The sequence below is a fragment of the Tolypothrix sp. PCC 7712 genome (assembly GCF_025860405.1).
In the GTDB taxonomy this organism is placed as follows: domain Bacteria; phylum Cyanobacteriota; class Cyanobacteriia; order Cyanobacteriales; family Nostocaceae; genus Aulosira; species Aulosira diplosiphon.
In genome coordinates this window covers 8,731,985-8,750,040 of record NZ_CP063785.1, presented here as the reverse complement: position 1 = coordinate 8,750,040, position 18,056 = coordinate 8,731,985, and the positions used below count along the sequence as shown (strand labels likewise).

Below are 18,056 nucleotides of genomic sequence, written 5' to 3'. Positions count from 1 at the left end.
AAATCAGGATTGAGTTTCGGGGTTGCGTTTTCAGGGTGCAAGAATCGGTGACAGCTTTAAAAGGGATGAGATAGAAAAATCTGCTGGAAAATACTCGCTTTTGAACGATTAAATCTAAATCTTGTGTCGAGAGAATAAATAGAGCGCTCTAAGCAGTACAATGTCCGATGGTTTCATAAAATATGCCACGGCCCGCGCAATGAGAAGAGCCAAGAAGATTTGGTTGCAAAAGTTACTCAAAAAGACAATTATCTTACTATTATTATTGGGTTTATTAATAGTAGGATTTGCCACCTATACTGTAAGGCAATCCTTTCCCCAAGAAAATGGAGCGATCGCACTTGCCGGGTTAAAGGCTGAGGTGACAGTCCAACGCGATCAATGGGGTGTACCGCATATTTATGCTACCAACTCCCACGATTTATTTATGGCGCAAGGGTATATCCACGCTCAAGATCGCTTTTGGCAAATGGACTTTTGGCGACACATTGGTTCCGGGCGGCTAGCAGAGATGTTTGGCCCTTCTCAAATAGCTACTGACAAATATCTGCGGACAATGGGTTGGGCGAGGATAGCGCAGCAAGAAATCCAACAAGTGAATGCAGAGATGAAGGCATATCTGGAAGCTTATGCTCAAGGGGTAAACGCTTATTTAGCAGAGCATCAAGGCAGTGCTATCAGTTTAGAATATGCCATGTTGAAATTGCTTAATCCTGGGTATAAGCCAGAACCTTGGCAACTGCTCCACTCCCTGACTTGGGGTAAAGTCATGGCTTACGACTTGGGGCGAAACTTTGAGCGCGAAATGGAACGTACCATTCTGCTGAAAAACTTAAATTTGGCTCAGGTTGAAGAACTATTTCCCCCATACCCCCAAGATTTACCAGTCATCTTACCCGATTCGCAAAAACGCAAAACAGGCGAACAGGATGATTTTGACGAAACACAACTAATTGCTGCTCATCTTACAGACTCTCAATTACCCATTACCCAAGCCTTAGCCACAATTACCCAACCCATGAAGGCTTTAGAAGAGTTAATTGGCTCCAGAGCAATAGGTATAGGTTCTAATAATTGGGTAATATCTGGTTCTCGCACCACTACAGGCAAGCCCATATTAGCAAATGACCCCCACTTAGCAGTACAAATGCCTTCGATTTGGTATGAAGTTGGTTTGCACTGTACACCGAAAAATAGTGAATGTCCCTACAACGTCACTGGTTTTTCTTTTGCGGGGATGCTAGGAGTAATTATCGGTCATAGCGATCGCATTGCTTGGGGTGTCACCAATGTGGAACCAGATGTGATGGATTTGTACATCGAGAAAATCAACCCTGCAAACCCCAACCAATATGAGGTAAATGGCAAATGGGTAGATATGCAACTCGTACAAGAGACAATTCAAGTTGCGGGAAGTAAGCCAATTGTCCAAACAGTACGCTACACCAGACATGGCCCCATTCTTTCGGATGTTTCAGCTAAACTCCAACAGTTTCCCGCAAAAGGCGGCGTAGAAGTTCCGCCAAAATATGCTGTAGCCTTACGGTGGACAGCTTTAGAGCCTTCCACTTTAGGATACGCCATTCCCCTAATTAATCGCGCCCAAAATTGGCAAGAGTTTCGCCAAGCCGTAGAGAACTTTGATGTTCCAGCCCAGAACTTTGTTTATGCTGATGTTGATGGCAATATTGGCTACCAAATGCCTGGTAAATTCCCTATTAGAGCTAAAGGTAAGGGGCGCTATCCGGTTCCTGGCTGGACTGATGAATATGAATGGCAAGGTTATATTGACTATGAGCAACTACCCACAAGTTTTAATCCTCCCCAAGGTTACATTGCTACCGCCAATAACTTAGTACAAAATAATTATCCTTATTTAATTACTACAGACTGGGTTTATGGCTACCGCGCCCAACGGATTGTGGAGATGATTGCCAAATCACAGCAAATTCTCTCCTTACTAGAAGTAGAGTTGATTCAGGGTGACAACCAGAATTTAAATGCCCAAACCCTAGTACCTTTATTCAATAATATTGCCCTCGATAACCCACGACACGAAGCCGCCAAACAGCTGCTACTAGATTGGAACTTACAGCTAGAAATGCGATCGCCCGCAGCAGCTTTATTTGAAGTATTCTGGAAACACTTACTAGCCGACACCTTCCACGATCAATTACCCCCAGAATATTATCCTGATGGAGGCGATCGCTGGTATGCTGTGGTGAAAAATCTCGTCAAAAAGCCCAATAGTAGCTGGTGGGATAACCGCAATACTCGCAAAGTGGAAAACCGCGACGAAATTCTCCGCCAGTCCTTCACCAAAGCTGTAGATGAACTCGAACGCCTTCAAGGTAAAGACCCCAAATCCTGGAACTGGGGTGATTTACATACCGTGACTTTTCGGAATGCTACCTTAGGCAAATCTGGGTTAGCACCCATTGAAGCTTTATTGAATCGTGGTGCATTTCCCACTGCTGGGAACGGGGAAAGCGTCAATGCTAATCGCTGGAAAGCCAATAAATCCTTCGAGGTAACTGATATTCCCTCCCTCCGCATGGTTGTAGACTTAAAAAATCTCGACAACTCCGTAGCCATTCACACCCCCGGTCAATCAGGCCACGCCTTCCACACCCACTACACAGACATGATTGACCCCTGGCGCAAAATTGAATACCACCCCATGCTTTGGGAAAAGCAAAAAGTTGATGCGAATACAACCGCAACATTGAAATTGCGGGTGAAGTAGGGAATGGGGATTGGGGACTGGGGACTGGGTAATGGGTAATGGGTAATGGGTAATGGGTAATGGGTAATGGGTAATGGGTAATGGGTAATGGGTAATGGGTAATGGGTAATGGGTAATGGGTAATGGGTAATGGGTAATGGGTAATGGGTAATGGGGAAATATCTATTTTGACAAATGACAAATGACCAATGACCAATGACCAATGACCAATGACAAATGACCAATGACCAATGACCAATGACAAATGACAAATGACAAACTTAATTTGCCTTCGGTAGCTTATCAATTTGCTGAGTAAAGTATGTTTCATCATACTTAAGTTGTTGGGCTAATTCTAAGCCTTTTTGAAAAGCGGCTAGTGCTTGAGGATACTGTTTACTTTCAACATACATTTGCCCTATTTGGTCGTATGCTTGCATCATGCCGTAAAAGTTACTGGCTTTTGTCTGGGCTTCTACTAAAATTTGGCTAGTTTGCAAAGCATCGTTAATTTGTCCTTGAGAACGATATAACGCAATTAATTGCTGCAAAGCTTCACCAGCATCGACATATTGCTCTAATTCCCAAGCCGTAGAGTATGCTTGTTGATAGTTTTTAAATGCTTCTGGTAGTAAGGCAGGATTATCCTTGGCTAATACTTGATAATTAGAAGCGATCGCCAATTTTAATTTAGGTAATGCAGCAGTATTATTTTCTGCAGTGTAAACTTGTGCCAGCTTGTTAAGTGTATTTATGGATTCTTGGAAGTCTTTGCCCTGTTCATATATATAAGCTAGCTGTTGCAGGTATGCAACTTCGTTTAATTTATCACCTTGAGCCGTCGCTAAACTTAATAGTTGTTGGTAAGTAGTTGCGGCTTGAGGATAATCGAACCAAGCTAGATGTACTTCGCCAATATTTTTGAGCGTATCAATAATCGCAGTAGTATTTTTTTGTTCTAAAACTACAGCCAAAAGCCGATTGTAAACTTCTAGAGCTTGTTTAGGCGATCGCACTTGTTCATAAGCACCACCAAGCGATCGCAATAATTGTAAATCTAGTAATGGCTGAGATAGGGCTTGCTGTTGGATAGCTTGCAAGCGTTGGGTAATAAATTGCACTTCTTCGCGATTATTTTGATTAAACGCTATTGCTCCCACCCGTGACAATGCTTGCACTTCTGTTAATGAACCATACAAGCGGCGTAAACGTAATTCTCGGTTCCACAGTTCAAACGCCGCTACCGTATCTCCAGCTTGCAACTTAGCCGCCGCTTCCTGATTTAATTGATCAAGTTGCGGTTCTAGCTGTTGTAGTTGTGTAGGAGTCAAATTTTTCGGATCGCCCAAAGGTGATAGTAAGGGATCGGGGAGAATATTTTCTAATGGACTAGGCGGAAATTGCTCTGGCTGTTTCGGCTTTTTGTTCTGCGCCAAAGTCAACGAACCGCTAAACTGCCAAATTATAGCCGCAGTCACAATTACACTGAAGAGACGTAGCATAGATACTTTACTTGGCTTAGAGTAATTTACATAATGAGTCATTAAGCTTTTACCCCAACCAAAATGCTTGCTATAGTTAGCTTCTTTCATTTTCAACTGTTAATCTCCCAACCCCTAACCTAAACTACCAGTTTGATGGACGCATAAAGCGATCGTAATTCTCCCGATTGGGGATTGGGGACTGGGGACTGGGGACTGGGGACTAGGGACTGGGGATGAGGAAGCAGAGGAAGCAGGGGTGCAGAAGAGCAGTGGTGCAGGGGAGAAGAGCCATTACTCATTACTCATTACTCATTACCCATTACTCATTACTCATTACCCCTTCCCCCTTCCCCAAATAACATAAAATACTTCCAGTGGACTTTATTTATCTGTAATGACTCACTCTACAGACATTGCTACCTTAGCTCGTTGGATGGCAGCTGATTTTAGCAATCAAGAACAAGCTTTTGAAAACCCGCCTTTTTATGCACATATTCGTGTGTGTATGCGTCCCTTACCCTTAGAACTTTTATCAGGGGTGAGTTTGTTTTTAGAGCAAGCCTATGACTATGCACTTAATCAACCTTATCGTTTGCGAGTATTGAAGTTTGTCACTGAAGGCGATCGCATTCAACTAGAAAACTACACAGTTAAAGAAGAAGAAAAATTTTACGGTGCTTCCCGCAATCTCGAAAAACTCGCTACCTTAACTACTGATGACGTAGAAAAGATGGCAGGGTGTGACATGATTGTAGAATGGACTGGCAACAGCTTTAAAGGTAGGATACAACCCGGAAAAGGCTGTATAGTCGTTCGCAACGGGCAAAAAACCTATCTTGATAATGAATTTGACATTAACGAAGAGAGACTTCTGAGCCTTGACAGAGGAAGAGATCTAGAAACTGATGAGCATCTTTGGGGATCAGTGGCTGGGCCATTTCACTTTGTGCGATGGAATAGTTTCGCTGATGAAGTAAAAATTTGATAGTGAGACGCGATCGCTCCTAGCAGGGTTTCTCTGAAGTCATGCGATCGCGCTAAGTAAAAAAACTGGCAAGGATGTATAGATTGATTCTAGAAGTTCACATTTTCAAAGACTTTACGAGAGGCACACTAGATGAGAATAACTACAGGATAAATAGTCAGCAGATAAGCGACCTAAATATAGTTGTGGAATTATCTGATATTTGGATGAAATGTGTTGAGGTATATCAAAACGTTGATATAGAGATCCCATCTCTATCGACACAGAAGATAGAGCAGATAGAGGAACTAGAGAGTAGATTCCTGCGTTTATATCGACAGCTTCAGCTAGGAAGTGTCAAAACATTCAACGTGATAATCGTTCTAAGATAATAGAAGAGATAATTAAAAGACACCAGAATCAGAAGGTAATAGAAGAAGAAATAGAAACTTGATAGAACAAGATTTAAATAATCTAAATTATTTCTATAATGCTAGCTAATTCAACCAGGTTATTTCTTTGCTGTATAGCTTCGGTTTCAGTAGTTATAGGCCCGTTACCATCTACTTCTGTAACTTCTATAATTCCCTTCTGAGTCTTAATTCTAAGACTCAGAAGATGCGAAGTCTCTTCACCTAAAGGCTGCTTTTCCCAAACAATAAAGAAGTTTGGTTTTCCCGGAACCTCATCTTGGACATTACTATACAAGTAATTAGCCTTGGATCTCTCTACCATAAATCCAAATATTCCTCTTCCCCCTGCTCCTGGATTATTAGCTACACATTGCAGATATTTATAAGTTCCATTATCTACAAACAATGTAGAATCGTCCTTTCTACCTACTGCTCTGTAGTTAGCTGGGACTTCTACCCTTATCCCCATATTAGGTAAGCTTACTGTCTTCTTAATTTCAGAAGCAGTTTCCTCAGGAGTATCACAGACAATAAATTTTTTCTTTTGGGCTAATGCAGCGCTCTCTATCAATACTGAAATGGTCATTGAACAAGCTAGGGTTAGGGCTAAGACTGTTTTACTGAGTTTCATTTGTATCAGCCTACTGAGATACCTAACCTTAAATTACCCAGATTCAAGCTTGGAATAACAAAGTCATAAATTTATGCCTTCTAGGTCTATAAAGGGCTAAATTTCAGTATTATCCCCCTACAAGCCCTTTATTAGAGGAGATTACTCTATAAATAACGGTAATCCATAGGGTGTTTCATGCAACCTCCTCAACCCAAAAGTATACTAGAAGCTGCTTTAGATAATTTACCAGCAGAATTGAGAAATAATCCCGTATTTAGAGTTATCTACTCCTGCTGCTTTTTCTTATTTATGTGGGTAATAATCGCCTTTCTATTCTGGTTTGTGTTTGTCGTGCTTCTCAGCTATAGGAATGATGGCATGAAAAGTTTTCTCTATGATTGCTCTACTTTCGCTGTCGGTTCTTATAGTTCTGAAACCTGTACTACCAAAGGCTGGGTTAGTTTCCTACTTAATGTATCATCCTTTATATTTACTGCTGTGGGTCTAACTCAACCTGACCCTGACTATAAATAAAGAAACTGAGTAGATAGCTACCCTGTTATCAAAATTTTCCTACATAGGTTAGGAAAGAGAAGTAATAACTAAGGTGGGTTCTTATGTCTGAGGAAAATGCAATGAAATTTCTTAAGCTGATAAGTAAAGATAACAGTTTACTTGAAAAAATCAAACCAATGTCGAGGGATGAGATAGTATTATTAGCGTCACAAATGGGATATGACTTTACGAAAGAAGAATATACTTACATGATGTCGATGATTCGTGAAAGTATAGAAAGAAAGGAGGTTATGAAATTCAGACAGCTTCTCCTAACTGCCATGATTATTGCGGGAATCATGTCCCTAATTTTAGGGAAATATAATTATCTCATTATGTTTATTTGTCTTTATTTTATTGTTTTGAACTTCTATAAATAGCTCTAAATAAACTCAATTACCCAGCTAATTTATTAATGCTAGAATAAAATTTTAATGCGTTAAAACGAAGTAATTTTGTAGGCACGAGGTTCTCCTAACTTGTGAAGGAGCATGAAATTCTTACGAATTTATAAGTAAGCTGTAATCTTTATGCGATAAGGGTTACAGCCTTTTAGTATGAATAATTATAATACCTATAGGAATGTGGGTGGTCAATTTAACTAGTAACTGTATCACACCTTTCACTATGAAGTATGGAGCCTGAGGTAGATGGGTAGCTAGATTGGGCATGGTTAGTAGCCCTGGTGAGGAGAATGCTAGCCCCTGCTTACTCACAAGTTTGCAGAACGTCGTGCTAAAGTGTGCTACCATAACCAAAATAGTGCTTGATAGCTACTCCTTTGGCTACTGGTCTAAAGAAAGCAAAAGTGTTAATATAAATAAGCGCAACTGCGGCGGCATAGCCAAGTGGTAAGGCAGAGGTCTGCAAAACCTCCACTCCCCGGTTCAAATCCGGGTGCCGCCTTTAGAATTACAAGCAATTAAAGACTTCTGGGGTAAAACTGGGGTAAATCCTAGTAACTCAGTTTAGTCAATTTGATATAGATGAAGCGATGTCTGAGACAAGAAGCACAGCTTCTACGCCTTTTTTGATTTCAGACAGAATTAGGTTGTGTGCGATCGCAGTTTCCCTGGCTATGTAACCTGTGGCAAGGTGTTCCGCCAACGCAATGACTATAGTTATAAATTTTCCCATCCACTGATTTTCTGGAAATCCCTGGCAAAGTAACGAGTTTGTTTAACAAGCTAACGATTTTGTTTAACAACCTTGGTTAACAATGTCAATTATTTTACGGCAATTACTGAAATATAGCGGAACATAGATACAAGCTCCACTCCAGTCTTCCCCCTTGCTCTTTGCCCCTTTTCCTCTTGCTGACCATTATTCTTTTGCCTAATTTGGTCATAGAACTCTAACAATCTTTGATTCTTTTACCAACTTTTTTTAGTTTCTAGGTGAATAGGTTGGTAAATTATGAATTAATTCCGCAAAAATGCTTGAGAGAGTGCTAATGATTAATAAACCCATTGTGACTTTTTGGAGTTGGGTATTTATTTCGTTCTTACTCATTGTGGGTTGTAGCCCAACGAAGACACAGAACTCAGCTTCAATAACTGCTAGTCCAGAAGCGCCAACAGCAAGGTTGACGATATCAGCTGCTGCTAGCCTCAAGGATGCAATGGATGAAATCAAGCCTTTGTACAGCAAAGAAAAGCCAAATGTCAATTTGACATACAATTTTGGTTCATCGGGTGCTTTGCAACAACAGATTGAACAAGGTGCAGGTGTTGACGTTTTTATTTCGGCTGCAACTAAACAGATAGATGCTTTAGCGCAAAAAGGTTTGTTGGTTGATGGTACTCGCAGGGATTTGCTGAAAAATCAAATAGTGTTGATTGCACCCCAAAATTCTCAAGTTGTCACTGATTTTAAAGACTTAGCTTCACCCAGCATTAAAAGAATCGCTCTTGGTGAACCCAAAAGTGTCCCGGCTGGACAATATGCACAACAGGTTTTAACTTCATTAAATCTTCTTAACCAAGTTAAAGGTAAGACTGTCTACGCGAAAGATGTTCGTCAAGCTCTTAATTACGTAGAATCAGGTAACGCAGATGCGGGGCTAGTCTATTTCTCCGATGCTAAAAGTACGCCAAAAGTCAAAATTGTCGCCACTGCATCTGAAAAAACCCATTCTCCGATTGTCTATCCCATAGCGGTACTTAAAAGTAGTAAAAATGTCGCTGCTGCTCAGGATTTTGTGCAATTTTTAGCGAGCAATGAAGCTAAATCTGTGTTTGAAAAACAAGGATTTACATTAGCTGGTAGCTTAAAGACGCGATGAATCGCGTCTCTACAAAATTTGACTTGCGCGCAGTATCAGTAACTTTTTTACCAAAAAACTATGGCACCGGATTTATCGCCCCTTTGGATATCGCTAAAAACTTCCTTATTAGCTACATTTATTACCTTCTTTTTAGGTATTGCTGCTGCCTACTGGATGCTGGGATATCGGGGTAAAGCAAAATCACTGATTGAAGGTCTCTTTGTTGCACCATTAATTTTACCGCCTACGGTTGTGGGCTTTTTGTTATTAATATTTTTCGGGAAGAATGGGCCTGTAGGAAAACTCATGCAGCCATTTGACTTCAGCATTGTGTTTACTTGGTACGGTGCAGCGATCGCAGCTACAGTGGTGTCTTTCCCTTTAATGTATAAAACTGCACTAGGAGCTTTTGAGCAAATTGATAGTAATCTGCTGCGGGTAGCGAGAACTCTAGGCGCAACGGAGTCTACAATTTTTTGGCGTATCAGTTTACCTTTAGCACTACCAGGAATTTTAGCGGCGACTACTCTAGCCTTTGCCCGGGCTTTGGGTGAGTTCGGTGCAACCTTGATGCTGGCTGGTAACATTCCTGGACAAACGCAAACGATTCCAATGGCGATTTATTTTGCTGTGGAAGCCGGAGCAATGGATGAAGCCTGGTTTTGGTCGATTGTAATTATGGCAATTTCCCTATCAGGGATTATTGCTGTGAATTTCTGGCAAGAATCACGAGAGAAAGGGAGGCGAGGAAATCGAGAAAAAAGGGGACGGGGACAAAATATACCAGCAGAAGAATCATCTGTGTTACCTAAACTATCCTCAACCGTGGGGCTAATTATAGATATTGAAAAACAACTGCCGAGTTTTCATCTCAAAGTTGCTTTCAATAGCGATGAGCAAACCTTGGGATTGTTGGGAGGTTCGGGAGCAGGTAAAAGCATGATTCTGCGCTGCATTGCTGGGATAGAAACACCAACCCAAGGACGCATTGTCCTGAATGGTAAAGTACTGTTTGATTCTGAACAAAGAATAAATTTACCCAGCCGCGATCGCCGCATCGGTTTTTTAGTACAAAATTATGCTTTGTTCCCCCACATGACTGTGGCACAAAATATTGCGTTTGGCTTACCTAAAGGATTATCTAAAGGCAGTATCCGGGTACAAGTAGAACAGCAATTATTAGCAATGCAGTTGCAAGGATTAGGCGATCGCTATCCACATCAACTCTCTGGGGGACAGCAACAACGAGTAGCTTTAGCTAGAGCATTAGCCTCTCAACCAGAAGCCTTACTTTTAGATGAACCTTTCTCTGCACTCGATACTCACCTGCGGAGTCAACTAGAACAGCAAATGACTGAGACTCTAGCTGATTACAACGGTGTATCTTTGTTTGTCACCCATAATATGGAAGAAGCTTATCGAGTTTGCCCAAATTTATTGGTTTTAGAACATGGTAGTGCTGTTCAATATGGTTCTAAACACGATATTTTTGAGCATCCTATAACTGTGGGTGTGGCTCGAATTACTGGTTGCAAGAACTTTTCTGTGGCGCAGCTGCCGGGAGCTGGTTTGATTGAAGCTAGTGATTGGGGTTGTCATCTCCAAGTTATGGATGCAATTCCTGACAACATCACCCATGTTGGTATTCGTGCCCATCAAATCAGCTTTACCAACGTCCCCAACCAGGAAAATACCTTTCCTTGTTGGTTAGCCAGAACTAGTGAAACACCTCACCGCATGACCTTATTTTTAAAACTACATTCTGCTGCCAATAATCCCCAAGACTACCATTTGCAAGCAGAAGTTTTTAAAGAAAAATGGGCAACCATGAAAGACCAACCTTTTCCTTGGTATTTGTGTCTAGATCCATTGCGCTTAATTTTGATGGAGTAATCCCACTGCCAAATTATAAAAGCCAGATATTACAAGGATTCGCGAGTTTTAATCTGTTTGTAATTGCTGAGATTTTATAATTCCAATTTCAAAGCCTACTGATTTTTTCTATAAATCTATGTATTAATAGCACAACATAAATTTATAGATTGACAGATGATGCCCCAGAAAACAGGCGCTTTGAAGTTTGTGATTTTATTGGGATTGGTTAGCCTCTGTGCTGATGCCACTTATGAAGGTGCGCGTAGTATTACAGGGGCTTACTTAGAAGTTTTGGGAGCTAGCGGCACTGTAGTTGGTCTTGTAGCTGGTTTTGGTGAGTTGATTGGTTATGGTTTGCGTCTGGCTATTGGCTATATCAGCGACCATACAGGCAAATACTGGGGAATCACAACTTTAGGTTACATTTTAAACACCGCAGTTGTACCACTTTTAGCCTTAACTGGGAGATGGGAAGCCGCCGCAGGTTTGATGATGGCAGAACGTACAGGTAAAGCTATTCGGACTCCACCACGAGATGCGCTACTTTCTCATGGTGCAAGCCAAATCGGTAGGGGTTTTGGCTTCGGACTGCATGAAGCAATGGATCAAACAGGTGCAGTCATGGGGCCTTTGGCTGTAGCCGCAATGCTTTATTTTCAGGGAGAGTATCGCAACAGCTTTGCTATTTTGGTTGTACCTGCGGTGTTGGGATTACTTGTATTAGTAATTTTGCAAATTATTTACCCAAATCCCAGCGATTTGGAAGTAGAAACTGTAGAAAATCAAGGAGAAAAACTACCCCGAATTTTTTGGATTTATCTCGGTGCTGTAGCGATTATTGCGGCTGGCTATGCTGATTTTCCCCTGATAGCTTTTCACTTTCAAAAGGTGGGAATTGCTTCCGGACAGACAATCCCTATATTTTATGCTGTAGCAATGGGAGTAGATGCGATCGCTGCTTTTATTTTTGGCTATTTATTTGACCGTATTGGTATTTCTATGCTGATGATTGCAGCTTTATTTTCAGCTTTCTTTGCGCCCTTAGTCTTTTTTGGTGATACCAATCTGGCACTTTTAGGAATGGCATTTTGGGGTATAGGTATGGGAGCGCAAGAATCAATCCTCAAGGCTGCGATCGCTGGGATGGTTCCTAAGCACAAACGTGCCACAGCTTATGGGATTTTTAGCACAGGCTATGGTTTATCCTGGTTTATCGGTAGCGCTGTCATGGGGATTCTCTACGACAATTCTATGACCTCACTCGTGGTATTTTCTAGTGCTACACAGCTACTAGCTATTCCTTTCTTCCTCTGGGTGAAGTTGCAAGGTGATACTTTTACCAGTGTCACCGAAGAAATTGTTGAGCAAAACACATTGTAACTAATACCAATTTGAAACAAGAATGCGCCAGATTTTAGGGGTACGGCACTGCCGTGCCTTCTAGAACATTATTGATGTGTCGCAAAGATTATTTGATTTGGTATAGGCAAGTTTTGTGAAATTAAACCGAAGGTTTAAGCTCATCCTACTCCCTTTTAAGCGAGAACGACTACGTCGAATGCGTAAGACAAAATCATCCCATCAATCAGCAACACCGTTAATTACTAGGGTAATCTTCTTCAGATAATAGATGCTCGACGTTAATTATCAACGGAATACCATTAGCAATGGGAGGACTAACGCTAATAATAGCTTTGTTCGCAAATTGTTTTAATTGCTCGGCAAGCTGGGGAATAATGCTAGTAATATTCTGATAGCTTTCTCTGTCATAGCAAACCAAAATTAACATCAAAATCCCAGAGTTAATTCGGAAATACCAATGACAATTGGATAAAACAATTTGTGTTATGTGAATGCAGCTTTGATAAAAGCTCTGCTTGATTTTAGCTTCAAGTTGTCTGAGCAGTATTACACTCAGTTTTATTGTCAGTTCTGAAGGGAAATCATCAGGATGCACTAGCTGATACCTATAAATTTAGGGGTGATTTTTTTTATTCTGATTTTGTAGAAATCCAAAGCAAGTCTAACCACAATTGAGGATGATTTTCTTTGAGTTTTGATAGCGGATCGCTCATTAAATGTGTGGCATTTAAGCAAACCACATCAACCAGTCCGATCAACCTAGCTACATCTTTAAGGATATGTTTCTCAGCAGCTACAGCAGTAATAATTTGATCGGGGCAATAAATGCCAATATATGGCGGATGGGGAATTCTTGCGCGTGTTACGTAAGGATTAATTACTCGGATATAACAGTGACGCAACAACTCCCATACTTGTGGGTGATTTTGCTCGACAATTGCCGTAAACTGAGAGGCTAGAGCTTCTTCGGTAATCACAATTTTCTCCAATACTACTTGGGCTGGGGTGAATATATGCAATTTTGTTTATTTATTCACAGCTGGATGAACATATCAGGCAAACATCCACTAACCTGAGAGATAGCTGTGCTCTGGATGCGTAGCTGTGTTCGCAAGATATGAATTTCCTATGCAGTCAATTTCATTCATGTTCATGGCATCTACCTGTCTGGTGCGATCGCTTTAGGTATTTCCTACAGCTGATACGGATTGCCTATCATCTATCAAAGACTAAGTTCAGCAGTGAAAACTGTATCATATGTACTCTTCTACCAGTTTTATTGGTAAAAAAATCATTAAATTGCATCACCAAAGTGCCTAAATCGCTGATAACTAGAGGCTTTTTATCCATAACCTGTTGGTAATTATTGCCTTCACAAGTAAATTTTACTTATCTGGATATCAATATCATCACAAGGCATTTGCAGTTTTGATGTCTGCATTGCTATCGCCGGAGTTATACCCATTCACAAAAAATATAGGAAAAGCTAGAAGCCTTGTTGATTGATTACGGTATTCTAGAGAGTAATAAAGATGCAGAACAATCTGATTTATTTATCAGTAAGTGGGTATAAATCAACCAAACCAGACTACGAAACTTATAGAGAATTGAAACCCTTAGCAATAAATAATGACAGCCCTAGACAGTTATATATAATTACGCCTACCTACATATACCTTTAATAAATAATAAACTTTTCTATAAGTCTAAACATTCCCATCTATCATCAAAGAATCTCCATTTATAGCTGTTGAATTCATAGCATACGCACCAAAGTTAGCTAAAAACAAACATCCAGTTTTGATGTAATATTAGCCAACTTTTTTTAGAGCCAGAACGATGGGAATTTGAGTATTCCTATCTATCTCTTCTGCAGCAAGAATTCTGTCTATAAGCAAATTATTTGGCAATATGGTATGCTATGATTTACCTATAGGGAATCACAACAGCAAAAGCAAGAACTCTTCAACAGGGATTAGGTAGAACCCAAAGTGAAAAATTTTGCTTTTGTGTAAGCAAATCAAATTAAATTTAATGTAGCATTTTGTAACCAATAATTGGGATGCCCCTGTATCAACCCAAAATGAGATATTATCATCTTCCCTTGGTGTACGAAGCTTTAGCTGATAGGGAAATATTGATAAATATTGAGATTTGGAATCAATGATTCTGAGGCTAGGTGAGCAACCCAAACCGCAACAAAAAAGTGATCAAATTAGTTGCAGTTGTAAGCACTATTGTTAGCCACGAACAATCTGTTGGTTAATGTTCGTCTAACTCTGGTGAGGTCAAAAATCCCATCAGTGGGTGAACCAATGGTTTGATGAACTGATGGTCTGATTCTACAATGCTCTGGAGGAATTGTGGCGTTAATGGATTAGGTCTGCTTCATCAAGCATCTGGGTTTCTGTACATTATTACTCACGCACAATGCTAACGTTTTTCTATTCATCGATTGCGCTTGGTCTAGCTTTACTTTGTTTGAGTATCACCACAAAAGCTACCAATCATTATTTGCAAATAATAGCTCTATTATTTGCAATGTTTTGGTTTTGTTCCAGTCTGTTTTTTTCTTTGATACCACTTGAATTTATGCTAGCGATCGCTCTTGTTTATCTCACGCCCAAAATGCATTTTTGGTATCGGATTAAATAGCAGTAGCAGCAATAAATCATTCGTCAAAATTAAGAAACCCGACTTATTCAATAAGTCGGGTTTCTTAACAATGTAAATTTCCAAATCTTGATGAGAAATTAAGGCAGAATAAAGCCGTATTTTTGCAGTACAGCTTTAGCTTGATTACTAGTTAAGAATTTGGCAAATTCCTTAGCAGTATCAGCATTTTTACTGCTTTTGAGGACTGCAAATGGATAAACAATCGGAGAATGATATTTTTCGTCAGCCGCTACCACAATTTTGACTTTATCAGAGATTTTGGCATCAGTGACGTAAACTAAACCTGCATCAGCGTTACCGCTTTCTACAGATGCTAGTACTTGACGCACATTGTTAGCGTAAACCAGTTTAGATTTGACTTGCGGCAAAATTTTCAATTTCTGCAAGACTTGCTCTGCATATTGTCCTGCGGGTACGCTTCTAGGCTCACCAATGGCGATTTTTTTAATTTTGCTATCTTTAAGATTGTAAAAGCTGGTAATTCCTACAACATTTTTAGGTACGATCAAAACCAGACGATTCTTTGCCAGAACAGAACGAGTTCCTGATAGGAATAGTCCTTTTTGCTCTAAAGCATCTACTTGCTTTTTACCAGCCGAAATAAAGATATCTGCGGGCGCACCTTGTTCAATCTGTTGCTGCAAAGCACCAGAAGCCCCAAAGTTATAATTAATGTTCGTATTTGGATTAGTTTGCTGGTAAAGAGGCTTAATCTCTTCCAGTGCTTCTTTTAAACTGGCGGCGGCAGATACAAGGAGGGTGCTTTGTGACTGTGCTAGTACAGGTGAGGGCGCAACTGCTGGTAAACTAGCGGTTACCAAAAAGCTAGCAACTGCTGTACCAACTAATTTAAGAATTTGTCTTCTGTTCATAGGAAAACTGCACGCCGAAGAATTTTTTTAAAATTGATGCTTGGTTGAATCTTATTAAGATTACCAAAAATATTACCAAGCAAATTGGTAATTTATCCGATTAGTTTGGTATTTTATGTTCTTAGTATTGGAAAATTTGTAACTAATGCTACAATTTTTCCAACTTAATTGGTATAAATTATATACCAACCAAATCGGCTTTGATCAGGAATTTTTGGCAATTATTTGTTTGCAGAAAAAGTTTAATATTCCAAGAAAAGTAGTGTGATGCTGGCGTTAGCTGTATAGTTCAGTGATTTTGTAGCACTAGAATAATTAGTTCTAAAATTCCATTATTCTTGCTAATATATACCAACATAGTTGGATTAATACCGACAATGTCGGTTTAATATAGATTTGAGGTGTGAGGGTAATGTCCACTTTTATAAAGTCTTCATTGTTACTAGTGCTAGCTAGTATGATGCTAGGTAAAACTGCATCAGCAACTCCTGTTGCAGAAAATACCAACCAATTACAGGCTGATAGCCAAATCAATCAATCACAAACAGAAATATCGCCACAAAGCCAGTCGGTTGTAGATGAAAATGCACAGCCAAACGCTGCAATGGAGCAGGTAACATCAGTATCGCAACTGTCTGATGTACAGCCAACAGATTGGGCCTTTCAAGCTTTGCAGTCTTTGGTAGAGCGCTATGGTTGCATTGCGGGATATCCAGATAGCAGCTTTCGCGGAAGTCGGGCTATGACTCGCTATGAATTTGCAGCAGGTTTGAATGCTTGTTTGAATCGAGTTAATGAACTGATAGCCACTGGTACAGCAGATTTAGTCACAAAGCAAGATTTAGAAACCTTGCAGAAATTGCAACAAGAGTTTGCTGATGGATTAACAGAACTCAGAGGTAGGTTAGATGGCTTGGAGGGACGGACAGCTACCTTAGAAAGTCAACAGTTTTCTGCTACTACCAAGTTGAGTGGAGAAGTAATTTTCAGTCTTGGTAGTGTGTTTGGTGGCGATCGCGCGTTGAACTCGGATGTGTGGAACGAAATCAATGCTAGACCCGCAGGCGCAACTAGAAACACTTTTGCCAACAATCAATATGCAGCATCAGGTGGAAGGAGATTACAAGATAGAGCTACATTTAGCGATCGCATCCGCCTCAACTTAATTACTAGCTTCACAGGTAAAGATCAACTATTTACTCGTTTAGAAGCCAATAACACTACAGCTTTTAGTGGTGCAGTCACAGGTACAAACATGACGCGCACATCCTGGGACACCACCAATAATGCTGATAACAGTGTTCAGATGGGCAAGTTGTATTATCGTTTTCCTGTGGGTGAAAAACTCAACATCATCGTTGATGCGATTGGAGGCGAGTTCTACGACAATTTCAACACCTTTAACCCCTTGTTGTCTTCCACTCCCGTTGGTTCCTTATCCCGCTTTGGTCGTTTCTCTCCAATTTACCGTACTAGTAATACCTCCTCAGCCAGCAATACAGGTTCGGGTGTGAGTGCAATTTTCAAGTTAAGCGACACCATCACCTTATCTGGCGGTTATTTAGCGCGCAGAGGTAGCGAACCAAGTGACGGTAAAGGTTTATTTGACGGTAGTTATGGCGCTTTAGCACAATTAGCATTTCAGCCCAACAAAGACTTTACTTTGGGTTTAACTTATGCACATTCCTACCTCAGAGGCTCTAATAATGATGGTGATGTGGTAGTTTCCGGTTCCTATGGGAGTGCATTTGCGAATAATCCCTTCAACTCTAGTGCTACTACTCCGGTGAACACCACAACCAACAACTATGGTTTGCAAGCTAATTATCGTTTCAGTCCCCAATTTACCCTTGGCGGTTGGGTGGGATATACTCAGGCGATCGCAGAAAATAGTTCAGGTGCGAATGTCAATCGCGGCGATAAAGCAGACATTTGGAACTGGGCTGTAACTTTAGCTTTCCCTGACTTTGGTAAAAAGGGTAATCTCGCAGGTATTATCTTTGGACAACCACCGAAAGTAACTGGTAACGACTTTGGCAACAATAGCGTTAGCGCTACTAATCTTGTTCCCGATAGACGTATAGATACTGGTACATCTTTCCATGTAGAGGCTTTATATCGTTATCAGGTAAATAGTAATCTTTCGATTACACCTGGATTAATTGTGATATTTAATCCAGAACATAACAGTAATAACGACACCATCTATACAGGTGTTCTGAGGACTACATTTAGGTTTTAAATTCTTCAC

Annotated in this window: 15 protein-coding genes and 1 tRNA gene; 9 read left to right on the top strand and 7 right to left on the bottom strand. The window is 40.4% G+C overall.

Annotated elements, in window-relative coordinates; all coding sequences use genetic code 11:
- Positions 1-199 precede the first annotated feature (199 nt).
- A complete protein-coding gene (locus HGR01_RS35650) occupies positions 200-2,746 on the top strand; it encodes a penicillin acylase family protein (protein WP_045868781.1) in 2,547 nt (848 codons plus the stop codon).
- Between the two features lie 260 nt (positions 2,747-3,006).
- On the opposite strand, the gene HGR01_RS35645 is transcribed toward HGR01_RS35650, so the two are convergent.
- Together HGR01_RS35645 and HGR01_RS35640 are read right to left on the bottom strand one after the other, a co-directional pair.
- Entirely contained in the window at positions 3,007-4,227 is a 1,221-nt protein-coding gene (locus tag HGR01_RS35645) for a tetratricopeptide repeat protein (RefSeq protein ID WP_045868780.1), read from the bottom strand.
- A 119-nt stretch (positions 4,228-4,346) separates the two neighbouring features.
- The gene (locus HGR01_RS35640) at positions 4,347-4,508 is read right to left on the bottom strand and encodes a hypothetical protein (RefSeq protein WP_168160922.1); all 162 of its coding nucleotides are present in this window, start codon (positions 4,506-4,508) and stop codon (positions 4,347-4,349) included.
- Positions 4,509-4,603: 95 nt separating this feature from the next.
- Here HGR01_RS35640 and HGR01_RS35635 point away from each other — a divergent pair, with 95 nt between their 5' ends.
- On the top strand, positions 4,604-5,194 hold the full coding sequence (locus HGR01_RS35635; protein WP_045867544.1) for a chromophore lyase CpcT/CpeT: 591 nt from the start codon (positions 4,604-4,606) through the stop codon (positions 5,192-5,194).
- A 453-nt stretch (positions 5,195-5,647) separates the two neighbouring features.
- Here HGR01_RS35635 and HGR01_RS35630 read toward each other — a convergent pair whose 3' ends face one another.
- A complete protein-coding gene (locus HGR01_RS35630) occupies positions 5,648-6,217 on the bottom strand; it encodes a hypothetical protein (protein ID WP_045867542.1) in 570 nt (189 codons plus the stop codon).
- 177 nt (positions 6,218-6,394) lie between these two features.
- Here HGR01_RS35630 and HGR01_RS35625 point away from each other — a divergent pair, with 177 nt between their 5' ends.
- The 3 genes from HGR01_RS35625 (at position 6,395) to HGR01_RS35615 (ending at position 7,660) form a co-directional block, all read left to right on the top strand.
- A complete protein-coding gene (locus HGR01_RS35625) occupies positions 6,395-6,733 on the top strand; it encodes a hypothetical protein (protein WP_096621939.1) in 339 nt (112 codons plus the stop codon).
- 83 nt (positions 6,734-6,816) lie between these two features.
- On the top strand, positions 6,817-7,134 hold the full coding sequence (locus HGR01_RS35620) for a Nif11-like leader peptide family natural product precursor (RefSeq protein WP_045867541.1): 318 nt from the start codon (positions 6,817-6,819) through the stop codon (positions 7,132-7,134).
- Between the two features lie 454 nt (positions 7,135-7,588).
- Positions 7,589-7,660: transfer RNA gene (locus tag HGR01_RS35615), tRNA-Cys, on the top strand.
- A gap of 66 nt (positions 7,661-7,726) precedes the next feature.
- Here HGR01_RS35615 and HGR01_RS35610 read toward each other — a convergent pair.
- Positions 7,727-7,891 carry a hypothetical protein gene (locus tag HGR01_RS35610; protein ID WP_155538905.1) on the bottom strand — a complete coding sequence of 55 codons (165 nt, stop codon included), beginning with the start codon at positions 7,889-7,891 and terminating at the stop codon, positions 7,727-7,729.
- 316 nt (positions 7,892-8,207) lie between these two features.
- On the opposite strand from HGR01_RS35610, the gene modA (HGR01_RS35605) reads away from it, so the two are divergent.
- The 3 genes from modA (HGR01_RS35605) to HGR01_RS35595 all read left to right on the top strand — a co-directional run bounded on the left by modA (HGR01_RS35605) (position 8,208) and on the right by HGR01_RS35595 (position 12,275).
- A complete protein-coding gene (gene modA, locus HGR01_RS35605) occupies positions 8,208-9,038 on the top strand; it encodes a molybdate ABC transporter substrate-binding protein (protein ID WP_045867540.1) in 831 nt (276 codons plus the stop codon).
- 60 nt (positions 9,039-9,098) lie between these two features.
- Positions 9,099-10,913, top strand: coding sequence for a molybdate ABC transporter permease subunit (gene modB, locus HGR01_RS35600; protein ID WP_045867539.1), 1,815 nt, complete (start codon positions 9,099-9,101; stop codon positions 10,911-10,913).
- Between the two features lie 159 nt (positions 10,914-11,072).
- On the top strand, positions 11,073-12,275 hold the full coding sequence (locus HGR01_RS35595) for an MFS transporter (protein ID WP_045867538.1): 1,203 nt from the start codon (positions 11,073-11,075) through the stop codon (positions 12,273-12,275).
- 217 nt (positions 12,276-12,492) lie between these two features.
- Here HGR01_RS35595 and HGR01_RS35590 read toward each other — a convergent pair whose 3' ends face one another.
- The 3 genes from HGR01_RS35590 to modA (HGR01_RS35580) form a co-directional block, all read right to left on the bottom strand.
- Positions 12,493-12,852, bottom strand: a complete 360-nt coding sequence (locus HGR01_RS35590) for a hypothetical protein (protein ID WP_045867537.1) — start codon at positions 12,850-12,852, stop codon at positions 12,493-12,495.
- A gap of 34 nt (positions 12,853-12,886) precedes the next feature.
- Positions 12,887-13,276, bottom strand: coding sequence for a hypothetical protein (locus HGR01_RS35585; protein WP_228045667.1), 390 nt, complete (start codon positions 13,274-13,276; stop codon positions 12,887-12,889).
- A gap of 1,734 nt (positions 13,277-15,010) precedes the next feature.
- Positions 15,011-15,805, bottom strand: a complete 795-nt coding sequence (gene modA / locus HGR01_RS35580; RefSeq protein WP_045867535.1) for a molybdate ABC transporter substrate-binding protein — start codon at positions 15,803-15,805, stop codon at positions 15,011-15,013.
- A gap of 412 nt (positions 15,806-16,217) precedes the next feature.
- Between modA (HGR01_RS35580) and HGR01_RS35575 the strand changes: the two genes are divergently transcribed.
- Positions 16,218-18,047 carry an iron uptake porin gene (locus HGR01_RS35575; protein WP_052335026.1) on the top strand — a complete coding sequence of 610 codons (1,830 nt, stop codon included), beginning with the start codon at positions 16,218-16,220 and terminating at the stop codon, positions 18,045-18,047.
- The last annotated feature ends 9 nt before the right edge of the window (positions 18,048-18,056 follow it).